General features: G+C 69.7%; 9 protein-coding genes and 2 tRNA genes. 6 read left to right on the plus strand and 5 right to left on the minus strand.

Features of this window, described 5'->3' with window-relative positions; translation table 11 throughout:
* Window positions 1-108 precede the first annotated feature (108 nt).
* The 4 genes from B2284_RS13705 to pepN form a co-directional block, all read right to left on the minus strand.
* The gene (locus B2284_RS13705; protein ID WP_082740849.1) at window positions 109-1,845 is read right to left on the minus strand and encodes a glycoside hydrolase family 13 protein; all 1,737 of its coding nucleotides are present in this window, start codon (window positions 1,843-1,845) and stop codon (window positions 109-111) included.
* Between the two features lie 116 nt (window positions 1,846-1,961).
* Window positions 1,962-2,366 carry a globin gene (locus B2284_RS13710; protein ID WP_006945874.1) on the minus strand — a complete coding sequence of 135 codons (405 nt, stop codon included), beginning with the start codon at window positions 2,364-2,366 and terminating at the stop codon, window positions 1,962-1,964.
* Between the two features lie 73 nt (window positions 2,367-2,439).
* On the minus strand, window positions 2,440-3,525 hold the full coding sequence (locus B2284_RS13715; RefSeq protein WP_240742502.1) for a mechanosensitive ion channel family protein: 1,086 nt from the start codon (window positions 3,523-3,525) through the stop codon (window positions 2,440-2,442).
* Between the two features lie 264 nt (window positions 3,526-3,789).
* Entirely contained in the window at window positions 3,790-6,375 is a 2,586-nt protein-coding gene (pepN, locus tag B2284_RS13720) for an aminopeptidase N (protein WP_040014777.1), read from the minus strand.
* Between the two features lie 119 nt (window positions 6,376-6,494).
* Between pepN and B2284_RS13725 the strand changes: the two genes are divergently transcribed.
* The 3 genes from B2284_RS13725 (at window position 6,495) to B2284_RS13735 (ending at window position 8,958) form a co-directional block, all read left to right on the plus strand.
* Window positions 6,495-7,145 carry a mycothiol-dependent nitroreductase Rv2466c family protein gene (locus B2284_RS13725; protein WP_082740853.1) on the plus strand — a complete coding sequence of 217 codons (651 nt, stop codon included), beginning with the start codon at window positions 6,495-6,497 and terminating at the stop codon, window positions 7,143-7,145.
* Window positions 7,146-7,201: 56 nt separating this feature from the next.
* Complete coding sequence (locus tag B2284_RS13730) at window positions 7,202-7,669, plus strand: ribose-5-phosphate isomerase (RefSeq protein WP_006945927.1); 468 nt, start codon at window positions 7,202-7,204, stop codon at window positions 7,667-7,669.
* A 140-nt stretch (window positions 7,670-7,809) separates the two neighbouring features.
* Complete coding sequence (locus tag B2284_RS13735; RefSeq protein WP_006945915.1) at window positions 7,810-8,958, plus strand: PP2C family protein-serine/threonine phosphatase; 1,149 nt, start codon at window positions 7,810-7,812, stop codon at window positions 8,956-8,958.
* A 114-nt stretch (window positions 8,959-9,072) separates the two neighbouring features.
* Here B2284_RS13735 and B2284_RS13740 read toward each other — a convergent pair whose 3' ends face one another.
* Entirely contained in the window at window positions 9,073-9,264 is a 192-nt protein-coding gene (locus tag B2284_RS13740; protein WP_006945905.1) for an antitoxin, read from the minus strand.
* Window positions 9,265-9,494: 230 nt separating this feature from the next.
* Between B2284_RS13740 and B2284_RS13745 the strand changes: the two genes are divergently transcribed.
* From B2284_RS13745 to tig, 3 genes are all read left to right on the plus strand, one after another.
* Window positions 9,495-9,568 (plus strand) — tRNA-Gly (locus tag B2284_RS13745).
* Between the two features lie 120 nt (window positions 9,569-9,688).
* Window positions 9,689-9,762: transfer RNA gene (locus B2284_RS13750), tRNA-Pro, on the plus strand.
* A gap of 113 nt (window positions 9,763-9,875) precedes the next feature.
* Window positions 9,876-11,304, plus strand: a 1,429-nt coding sequence (tig, locus tag B2284_RS13755) for a trigger factor (RefSeq protein ID WP_286697643.1), incomplete at its 3' end; no start/stop codon positions are given.

The following is an 11,304-nucleotide window of genomic DNA, read 5'->3' on the forward strand; positions in this document are numbered from 1 at the left end:
TACCGTCGACGCACGATGGCGGGTAACTCACAGGTAGGCGCCTCGTGACGCGACTACGCGTGAGTTACCCGCCATCATCGCGTCGCGCTGCGACCGGGTGGGCCTCGATCAGGCTCGCGTGAACCAGACCGTCACGTCGCGTTCGACGGTGAGGCTGTCGGCCTCACCGCTGCTCAGGACGACGAACGCGTCGTCGGGCAGGGCGACCGGCTCACCGAAGTTCGTGACGACCCACAGGTCCTCGTGGCCGTCACGGCTGTTGACGAACGCCAGGACGTCGTCGCCGGCACCCTCGACCCACGTGAGAGAGCCGGAGCCCAGTTCGCGGGCGTGACGCTCGCGCAGCATGCGGCGGTAGAACTCGAGCGTCGAACCGGCCACGCCGTCCTGCTGGTCGACGGCGAGGTCACCGTAGACCTCGGGCTGCGGCAGCCACGTCGCCTCCGACGGGCCGAACCCGAACGACGGCGCGTCCTTGACCCACGGCATCGGCACGCGGCAGCCGTCACGGCCGGCCTCGGTGTGCTCGGAGCGCTCCCACGTCGGGTCCTGACGCGCCTCGTCGGGCATCGTCGTGTGGTCGGGCAGGCCGAGTTCCTCACCCTGGTACAGGTAGGCGCCGCCGGGCAGTGCCAGCTCGAGTGCCGTCGCCGCGAGGGCGCGACGCAGGCCGAGTGCCGCGTCGGGCTGCGGGTCCTCGGCGCGGATGCCGTTGGGGCGCGGCTGCCCGACGGGCAGCGCAAGACGAGTGGCGTGACGCACGACGTCGTGGTTGCTCAGGACCCACGTCGTCGGTGCGCCGACGGAGTCGTTCGAGCGGTACGACGACGTGATGCTCTCGTGCAGGTCGGCGGCACGCCACGGTGTCTCGAGGAAGGCGAAGTTGAACGCCTGGTGGAACTCGTCCGGGCGCACGTAGCGGGCGAGGCGCTCGGGCGGGCTGACCCACGCCTCGGCGCACATCGCGCGGTCGGCGGCGGAGTCGTAACCCTCGGTGTCGCGCGGGTTGTAGGAGTCGAGCAACTCGCGCCACGCGCGGTAAATCTCGTGCACGCCCTCCTGATCCCACATCGGGCCGCCGTTGTCGTGGCTCGCATCGCCGGTGCCGGCCATCTGCGCGTGCGCCGCGTGATCGGGCAGCCCGTCGGCCTTGATCAGGCTGTGCGCGACGTCGACGCGGAAGCCGTCGACACCGCGGTCGAGCCAGAACGTCAGGATCGAGACGAACTCGTCGCGGACCTCGGGGTTGTTCCAGTTGAAGTCCGGCTGCTTGGGGTCGAACAGGTGCAGGTACCACTGCTCGGGGTTGCCGTCGGCGTCGCTGACGCGCGTCCACGCGTTGCCGCCGAAGATCGCCTGCCAGTCGTTCGGCGGCAGTTCACCGTTCTCGCCCTTGCCGTCGCGGAACAGGTAGCGCTCGCGCTCCGGCGAACCAGGGCCGGCCGCGAGGGCCGCCTTGAACCACTCGTGCTCGTCGGAGGAGTGGTTCGGCACGAGGTCGACGATGACGCGCAGGTCGAGCTCGTGCGCGCGGGCGATCAGCTTGTCGGCGTCGGCGAGGGTGCCGAACAGCGGGTCGATGTCGCGGTAGTCGGCGACGTCGTAGCCCGCGTCGGCCATCGGGGAGGTGTAGAACGGCGAGATCCACAGCGCGTCGACGCCGAGGTCGCGCAGGTAGGGCAGCTTGGCGGTGATGCCGGGCAGGTCGCCGACACCGTCACCGTTCGAATCGGCCCACGAGCGCGGATACACCTGGTAGACGGCGGACGTACGCCACCATTCCTGGCCGCCGAGGCCGACGTGCGTCGCTGAGGTCTGCTTGATCCACGAAGTCTGTTCACTCACCGCCCCAGTCTGCCAACCACGGGCGCTGGGACGAAACCGTCCGCATCACCCGCGGCCGAGAGGGGCTCGACAGGCCCATCGCTGCCCGAGCCGTTCGACTCGGTGACGGCGGCGCGTCAGCGAACCGGGTGCTCCGGCTCCGGCCCGGGGGTGTTGACGAGGCTGTAGGCCGCGCGCACGAGGTAGTCGCGCAGCAGGCGGTCGAGCTCCGGTTCCAGGGCGACGTCGTCGCACGCCGCCATGATGTGCGTCAGCCAGCGGTCGCGCTGCTCGGGGGTGACGGCGAACGGCATGTGTCGCATCCGAAGGCGCGGGTGGCCGCGCTCGGCCGAGTACGTCGTCGGGCCGCCCCAGTACTGTTCGAGGAACATCTCGAAACGGCGCTTCGCGGGCTCGAGATCGGCCTCGGGGTACATCGCTCGCAGCGTCGCGTCCTGCGCCACGCCGTCGTAGAACACCTCGACGAGACGGTGAAACGTGGCGTGGCCGCCCATGCGGTCGTACAGCGTCGGCTCACTCATGCGTCCAGTCTTTCACCCGCGCGCCACGGCCGTCGCGTGGCCGGATGTCCCTTCATCGGTGCCGAGGTCGGCCTCACCTCGGCAGGGCGGTGTTGACGGCGGCGAACGGCTGGGCCGGCGGGCCCTTGACGCCTGCGTCCTCGAGCGCGATGACGCTGCGTCGGCGCAGTTCGCGGCTCACGCCGAAGTTCTCGTTCGGCGCCGTCTTCGCGATGATGCGGAACGTCATCGTGCCGCCCGCCACCGATTCGACACCCGCGACGTTCGGGCGCTCGATCAGCTTCTCGCTCCACTCGGGGTCGGCCTCGAGCGCGTCGACGACGCCCTCGAGCACATGGGTGACGGTGTGGATGTCCGAGTCGTAGGCGACCGGGATGTCGACGAGCGACGTCGACCATCCCTGCGAACGGTTGGCGACGCGCACGATCTCACCGTTTCGGACGTACCAGACGACACCGTTCGCGTCGCGCAGCCGCGTGATGCGCAGCGTCACCTCCTCGACGGTTCCGATCGCCTCGCCGGTGTCGATGACGTCACCGACGCCGTACTGATCCTCGAAGATCATGAAGATGCCCGACAGGTAGTCCTTGACGAGCGACTGCGCGCCGAAGCCGAGCGCGACGCCCGCGACTCCGGCGCTCGCCATGATCGGGCCGAGCTGGATGCCGCACTGCGCGGCGATCGTCAGCGTCGCGACGACGACGACCGCCACCGTCGTGATCGAGCGCAGCAATGACCCCATCGTCGCGGCGCGCTGACGGCGACGCTCGTCGTCGAGACCTGCGGCGGCACGCAACCGGGCGCGGGTCGGAGCGAGCAGGTCGCCCGCGCTGACGGCGGTGCTCCCCGCAGCGCCTTCCGCCTCTCCCGCAGCGTCGCCCGCGCCTTCTGGCGCCTGGGCGGAAGGGGTGGCGGCGCCCGTCTGCTGACCGGCCTCGTCAGTGGCCCCACGTGTCTCGTCCTGCCCAGAACGCGTCGAGCGGGGGCGGGCGATCATCGCCTCGACGGCCCGCGAGATCGCGCGGTGGGCGAGCCAACGCACCGCGACGGCCGCGACGACGATGATGACCACCTGCACCGGAGTGCCACCGACGTGGTGCCACAGATCGCCCATCGTCGACGTGCGCAGTGGGACGAGGCTCAGGGGAATCGATGACATGCCGTCATCCAATCACCCGCGCCCAGCTCGTCTCGAACGACCGACGTGGGCCGATTCGCTGCCGCCCCACGTGAAGCGAGAGTCTCGCAGAGCCCAGGCTCCCCGGGCTCTGCGAGATCACTGCAGCCGGCGCAGCTGCGTCGCGATGGCACACACGATGCGGCCCGGGACGATCGAAACCGTCCCGGGCCGCATCACGTGCATCACGACGCGGGAAGCACGAGCACTCACGGCTCGCGCGCATCACCGCCCGTCGCGGCGGGCTCAGCCGTGCTGTCGCGCCGCCTGTGCGTCGAAGCGCTGAGCCTCGACGGCGCGCGCCACGGTGTCGCGGTTCTCGGCAACGGTGCGCACGAGACCGGCCGGGGCGTCACGGTGGGCGTCGAGCCAGGTGTTGGCCTGCGCGAGCAGCTGCGGCCCGGCGAGGGTGAACGGGAAGAACGACCCGATCGTCAGCTCCGCGATGTGGTGCGTGCGCGAGGCCCAGTAGCCCTCGGCCATCTCGAAGTAGCGCTCGACGTACGGCTCGAGCAGTGCCTCGTCGTGCACGTGCCCGAAGCCCGCGGCGGTCTCGGCGATCGTCTGGTTCGCGAGCGCGTCGGAGTCGACGACGGACGCCCACGCCGCGGCCTTCGCCTCGGCCGTCGGCATCGCCGCCCGGGCACGCGCGGCGCGCTCAGCGCCGGTCGCGGTGTTGTCCCGCTCGAGTTCGGCCGCGATCTCGAGCTCGCCGAGCACGCCACCGGCGACGAGGCTCGTGAGCAGCGTCCAGCGCATCTCGGTGTCGAGGGCGAGACCGTCGAGCACGGACGAGCCCTCGAACAGGCCGCGGACGAACGCGAGGTCGTCGGCGCTCGCGGCGAACGACGTGAACGCCTGCGCGAGCTGGAGCTGCGCATCGGAGCCGGGCTCGGCCGACAGCAGCAGACCGCGCAGAGTGCGGGCCACGAGGGCGACGACGTCGTCGCGGTGCTCCGGTGCCGTGTACGTGCGCGCGGCGGTCGTCAGCTGCCCGAGCAGGGTGCGCAGCAGCGTCGAGTCACTCTCGCCCGGCAGCGTCGCGAGGGCCATGTCGATGAAGTCGCGCGCCGACATCTCCGCATCGCGCGTCATGTCCCAGGCGGCGCCGAGCACGAGGGCGCGCGGCAGCGAATCCGTGAACGCGCGCGGGTGGGCGATGGCCGTGGCGAGGCTGCGCGCATCGAGACGGATCTTCGCGTAGGCGAGGTCGTCGTCGTTGACGAGCAGCAGGTCGGGTTGCGGCGTGCCGACGAGCTCGCTCACCTCGGTGCGCTCACCGTCGACGTCGAGCTCGACGCGCGCGGTGCGCGTCAGGGCGCCGTCACGCAGCATGTAGCAGCCGACGGCGAGGCGGTGCGGACGCAGCGTGGGGTAGTCGTCGGCGGCGCTCTGCTCGATGACGACGCTCGTCATGCGGCCGTCGTCGTCGGTCTCGACGATCGGGCGCAGCGTGTTGACGCCGGCGGTCTCGAGCCACAGCTTCGACCACTGCGTGAGGTCGCGTCCGCTCGTCGTCTCGAGCTCGGCGAGCAGCTGCGGCAGCGTCGTGTTCTGCCACGCATAGCGCGCGAAGTAAGCGCGCAGACCGGCGGTGAACGGCTCACGCCCGACGTAGGCGACGAGCTGCTTGAGCACCGAAGCGCCCTTGGCGTACGTGATGCCGTCGAAGTTGACCTCCACGTCGGCGAGGTCGCGGATCGGGGCGACGATGGGGTGCGTCGAGCTCAGCTGGTCCTGACGGTAGGCCCACGCCTTCTCGGACGTGCCGAACGTCGTCCACGCCGATTCCCAACGAGTCGCCTCGGCCTGCGCCGTCGTCGAGGCCCACTCGGCGAACGACTCGTTGAGCCACAGGTCGTTCCACCACTTCATCGTGACGAGGTCGCCGAACCACATGTGCGCGAGCTCGTGCAGCACCGTCAGCGCACGGCGCTCGACGACGGCCTCCGAGACCTTGGCGCGGAAGACGTAGATCTCGGAGAACGTCACGCAGCCGACGTTCTCCATCGCGCCCGCGTTGTATTCCGGCGTGAAGATCTGGTCGTACTTGGTGAACGGGTAGGGCTGGTCGAACTCGTTCTCGAAGAACGCGAAGCCACGCTTGGTGATGTCGAAGATCTCGTCGGCGTCCATGTGCGGAGCGAGCGACTTGCGGCAGAACACGCCGAGAGGGATGGTGCCGGCGCGCGTCTCGACGCTGTCGCGGTACGCCTCGTAGGGGCCCGCGACGAGCGCGGTGACGTAGCAGGAGATGCGGGCGGTGGGGGCGAACTCCCACGTCGCGGCCGGCTCGCTCACCCCGTTCGGACCCGTGTAGGTCTGCGTCGCGGGCTTCGGCTCCGGCGTCGTCTCGTTCGACAGCACCTGCCAGCGCGCGGGCGCCGTGACGGTGAACTGGAACGTCGCCTTGAGGTCGGGCTGTTCGAAGACGGGGTACATGCGTCGCGCGTCCGGCACCTCGAACTGCGAGTAGAGGTAGACCTCGTCGTCGGCGGGGTCGACGAAGCGGTGCAGGCCCTCACCGGTGTTCATGTAGACGCCGACGGCGTCGACGCGCACCTCGTTCTCGGCGGCGAGATCGGTGAGGCGGATGCGCGCCCCGTTCCAGTCGACGTCACGCTCCTCGCCGTTGACGACGACGCGGCTGACGGACTCGCCCAGGAAATCGAGCCATGTCTCGCTGCCGGGCTGCGCGCTGAAGCGCACGACGCTCGACGTCGCGAACGTCGTCGGGCCGGTGGTGAGGTCGAGGGTGACGGCGTAGGAGTCGACGGTGATGTTCTCGCCGCGGGTCTGCGCGTCGTCGCGGGTGAGGTTGGCCCCGTTCACGTCAGTGGTGTCCTTCCAGCAGGGTTGAGGAACGGCGGTGCGCGAAGTGGTGTGCGCCACAGCCGTTCGGGCGGTGCTGCCCATCCTTGCACGAGCGCTCGAGGTGGCAGGATGGGACGGTGAGCGAAAATCAGCCCGAGTCCGCAGCCCCTACCGTCGAGATGTTCTTCGACCCGATGTGCCCGTGGGCGTGGATGACGTCCCGCTGGCTCATGGAGGTCGAGAAGGTGCGTGACGTGCGCGTCACCTGGCGCGTCATGAGCCTCGCCGTCCTCAACGAGGGCCGCGACCTGCCCGATGATTACCGGGCCTTCCTCGAACAGGCGTGGGCGCCCGCACGCCTGGTCATCGCGGCGCAACAGGCGCACGGCGACGACGTCGTCAAGCCGCTCTACGACGCGATCGGCACCCGCTTCCACCCCGGCGGCGCCGACCCGCGTGACGCCGAGAGCGTGCGGCGCGTGCTCGTGGAGTCGCTCGCCGAGTGCGGTCTCGAGCCGGAGCTCGTCGACGCGGCGACCAACGTGCCCGGCGACGATGTCGACGTCGCCCTGCGGGCCGCGCACAAGCGCGCGACCGACCTCGTCGGCACGGACGTCGGCACCCCCGTCGTCGCGTTCGGCGGCACCGCGTTCTTCGGCCCGGTCGTGACGCCGGCGCCCAAGGGTGAGGACGCCGGGCGCCTGTGGGACGGTTGCCTCCTCGTCGCGGGCACGCCCGGTTTCTACGAACTCAAGCGCAGCCGCGACGTCGGCCCCGACTTCAGCTGACCCTCCGCACCACCACTGCCCCTCAGGCCATATCTTCGCGACAAGGACGAGCACACATGCGCATTCACATCGGTGGCGACCACGCAGCTTTCGAGACCCAGCAGGCCCTGCTGACCTACCTGACCGAGCAGGGTCACGAGGTCATCAACCACGGCCCGAGCGAGTACGACGCCGAGGACGACTACCCGGTCTACGTCCTGCGTGCCGCCGAGGGCGTGCGTGACGACGAGGGCTCGCTCGGCATCGTTCTCGGCGGTTCCGGCAACGGCGAGCAGATGGCGGCGAACAAGGTCAAGGGCATCCGTGCCGCGCTGTGCCTGACGCCCGAGTTCGCCTCTCTCGCACGCGAGCACAACGGTGCGCAGATCCTGTCGATCGGTGGTCGCTTCGTCTCGATCGACGAGGCCAAGCAGATCGCCCGCACCTTCATCGAGACGCCGTACGCGGGCGTCGAGCGTCACGCGCGCCGCCTCGCGATGGTCGAGAAGTACGAGCGGGACGGCACGCTGCCCTCCGAGGACTGAGGCCTTCGAACGGCCCGCCCGGCGCGATCGTCTCGCCGTGTGACGGGCCGTCGGCCCGGGTCGGTGGAGCCTGTCACCCACGCAGGTGCATGCTCCACCACCCCTGGTGCGCGTGAGGCAACCCCTATAGGCTGGCGCGCGTGGTTCTGGAGGCTCAACGCGAACAGACGCGCCTGCGTCAGTCGGTGCAGCGTGCCGTGGCCACTCCGATCTCCAAGCCGCACAGCGTCGTCGTCGCGTTCGCGCTGCTCACCGCGATCGTCTGTGCCGCCGCCATCGCGCTCACGCCGACGATGTCGCATGCGGTCTTCATCCCGCTCATCGTCGCCGCAGCGTTCCTGTTGTCGGGGCGTCGCCTGGCGCTCGCCATCGCCATCGTCCTGACGGGCTATGTGACGACGGCCGCGATCACCTGGTCCGACGCGCCGACGCAGTGGTCCGTCGCGGTGGCTCTCGCCCTCATCGTCGGCATCGTCGCGTTCGCGAACCGTCAGCGCTTCACGATGGGTGTGCCGCTCTCGGTGGGCTCGAGCATGCTCAAGGATCTGCGCCAGCGGCTCGACACCCAGGCCCTGCCACCCGAGATGCCGGACGGGATGCGCGTCGAGCACTGTGTCATGCCCTCACGCGGGGATGCCTTCAGCGGTGACTTCGTCGTCGCCGCCCGACGCGCCGACCACCTGCACCTCGCCCTCACCGACGTCTCCGGGCACGGCCCGTCGGCGGGGATGCGTGCGCTGCTGCTCTCCGGCGCCCTCGCTGGGTTGCTGGGGGAGACGCGCCCGGAGGATTTTCTTCCCGGCGCGAACCGCTACCTCATCCGCCAGGGCTGGCGCGACGGGTTCGCCTCCGCCATCCACGTCTCGATCAACGTCGAGGACGGCCAGTACTGCGTCGGTACGGCCGGTCACCCGAGCGCCGCGCATTATCACGCGGGCACGCGCCGCTGGGAGATGATCACCGGCGCGGCCGGTCTGCTGCTCGGGTTGTTCGACCAGGGGCCGCAGGACTACGCGCGCGCCGGCGGGGTGCTCGAGCCCGGCGATGTCCTGCTCCTCTACACCGACGGCGTCGTCGAGGGCCCTGACGGCGACCTCGCGGCCGGGACGCAGCAGATGCTAGGCCTCGCGCAACGGGCCATCAGCGCCGGCCCGGAGGGGGCGGCCCAGCGCATCTGCGAGGCCTCGGCGCGCACCGGGGGGCAGGACGATCGCTCCGTTGTCGTCATCTGGCGGCCCGTGCCTGAGTCGTCCGAATCGCGCCACGCGCGCGGAACCGCGTCCGTCTGAGTGAGCGCGCCCTTCTCAGCGAGTGCATCTGCCCGATCGACCTATCCTGCTTGAACGACGAACGGCGCCGCCCCCCACCGGGGAGCGGCGCCGTCAGCGTTCAACGGAGGCAGCTCACTCGCCGCCGAAGGCGCCGTCGAGTTTCTCGTTCGCGAAGTCCTGGCCCTTGTCGATCTGGTCGGCGTGCTGGCCGCCCGTCTTGTCGTCGGCGAAGTCGCCGGCCTTCTCGACGCCCTGGTCGAGCTTGTCGGGGTTGTCCTGGGCGAACTCGCTGGCCTTGTCCTTGGCGCTGTCGAAAATGCCCATGATGTGCCTCCTGCGAATGGAAGTGCTCCGGCGAACCGGACTCATCTTCACCGAAGCACATGCGCGGGGGCCGCGTCGAGACCGCCGGCATCGTTCGTTGGCGAACGTCTCGGTGGCCAAGACGACCGTCGGCGGCGCTTCGCGCGAGCACGGGGCGACGGCGGCGGGCCAGGTCAGCCCCCGCGGATTGGGGCGTCACGGCGTGTTCGGGTAATGTGTCCGAGAAACGTGCGGGCGTAGCTCAATGGTAGAGCCTCAGTCTTCCAAACTGATCACGCGAGTTCGATTCTCGTCGCCCGCTCCAGCACCGCGACGGCGGCTCCCGCGGGGGCCGCCGTTCGTCTTGCGAGAGCGCGCCCCGGCGCGATCGCAGCAGGACGGCGCGCGCGGAGCGGCCCGCCTCGCCTCCGGCGAGCGGGGCTGACGGGGTGTGGCGCAGCTTGGTAGCGCGTCCGCTTTGGGAGCGGAAGGCCGCAGGTTCGAATCCTGTCACCCCGACCGTTAGCATGAACGACGAGTAAGAGGAGTGCGCCGCGCCGCAGGCAGGGCCGATGATCGGCCGGCCAGTGCGGGCGCGCCCACCATCACCGATCGACTGGAGTGCACCGCTGATGAAGAGCGCTGTCGAAAACCTAACCCCGACCCGGGTCAAGCTCACCGTTGACGTCACGGCCGACGAACTGAAGCCGAGCATCGAGAAGGCCTACACGACCATCGGCTCGCAGGTTCAGATCCCCGGTTTCCGCAAGGGCAAGGTTCCCGCGAAGCTCATCGAGCAGCGTTTCGGCCGCGCGGCCGTCATCCAGGAAGCCGTCAACGAGGCGCTTCCGGAGCTGTACACGAACGCGATTGTCGAGAACGACGTCAAGGTCCTCGGCCAGCCCGAGGTCGACATCACCGAGTTCCCGCTCGAGGACGGCGCGGGCCTGAGCTTCACCGCCGAGGTCGACATCCGCCCCGAGATCACGCTCCCGGCGTTCGACACGCTCGAGGTCGAGGTCGAGCCGATCGAGGTCTCCGACGCCGACATCGACGAGCGCATCGCCGAGCTGCGCGAGCGTTTCGGCACGCTCGAGTCGGTCGAGCGCAAGGCCAAGAAGGGCGACTTCGTCACGATCGACCTGTCGGCCACGATCGACGGCAACGAGATCGACGCGGTCTCCGGTGTCTCCTACGAGATCGGCTCGGGCACGATGCTCGACGGTCTCGACGAGGCGCTGACGGGCCTCAAGGCCGGCGAGGAGACGACGTTCACCTCGCCGCTCGCCGGCGGTGAGCACGAGGGCGAGAACGCCGAGTGCACCGTCAAGGTCGAGTCGGTCAAGGTCCGTGAGCTGCCCGAGCTCGACGACGAGTTCGCCCAGCTGGCGTCGTCGTTCGACACGATCGACGAGCTCAAGGCCGACCTGCGCGCCGAGGTCGAGCGCACCAAGCGCTTCGAGCAGGGCGTCCAGGCCCGCGACAAGGTCCTCGAGGTCCTCCTCGAGCACCTCGACATCCCGGTGCCCGAGTCCATCGTCACCGAAGAGGTGACGAACCACCTCGAGGGCGAGAACCGTCTCGACGATGACGAGCACCGCGCCGAGGTCACCGAATCGACGCGTCAGCAGGTCGCGACGCAGCTCCTGCTCGACGAGATCGTCGAGAAGCACGAGATCCAGGTCGGCCAGGACGAGCTGATCGAGTACCTCATCATGTCGGCGCAGCAGTACGGCATGGACCCGAACACGTTCGCGCAGGCGCTCGACGCGCAGGGCCAGGTGCCCGCCATCATGGGTGAGGTCGCTCGCCGCAAGGCTCTCGCCACCGTTCTCGAGTCCGCCACGGTCAAGGACACGGCGGGCAACGTGGTCGACCTGAACGCCGCCGTCGACACCGGCGATGACGAGGACGAGGCGCAGGCCGCCGACGGTGAGAACGCCACTCCGGTCGCCTCCGAGGACGCCGACGCCGACGCTGCGGACAAGCCCGCCAAGAAGGCTGCCGCGAAGAAGACGACGACCAAGAAGGCCGCGTCGAAGAAGACGGCAACGAAGAAGG

The sequence above is a fragment of the Dermacoccus sp. UBA1591 genome (assembly GCF_002322065.1).
Taxonomy (GTDB): Bacteria; Actinomycetota; Actinomycetes; order Actinomycetales; family Dermatophilaceae; genus Dermacoccus; species Dermacoccus nishinomiyaensis.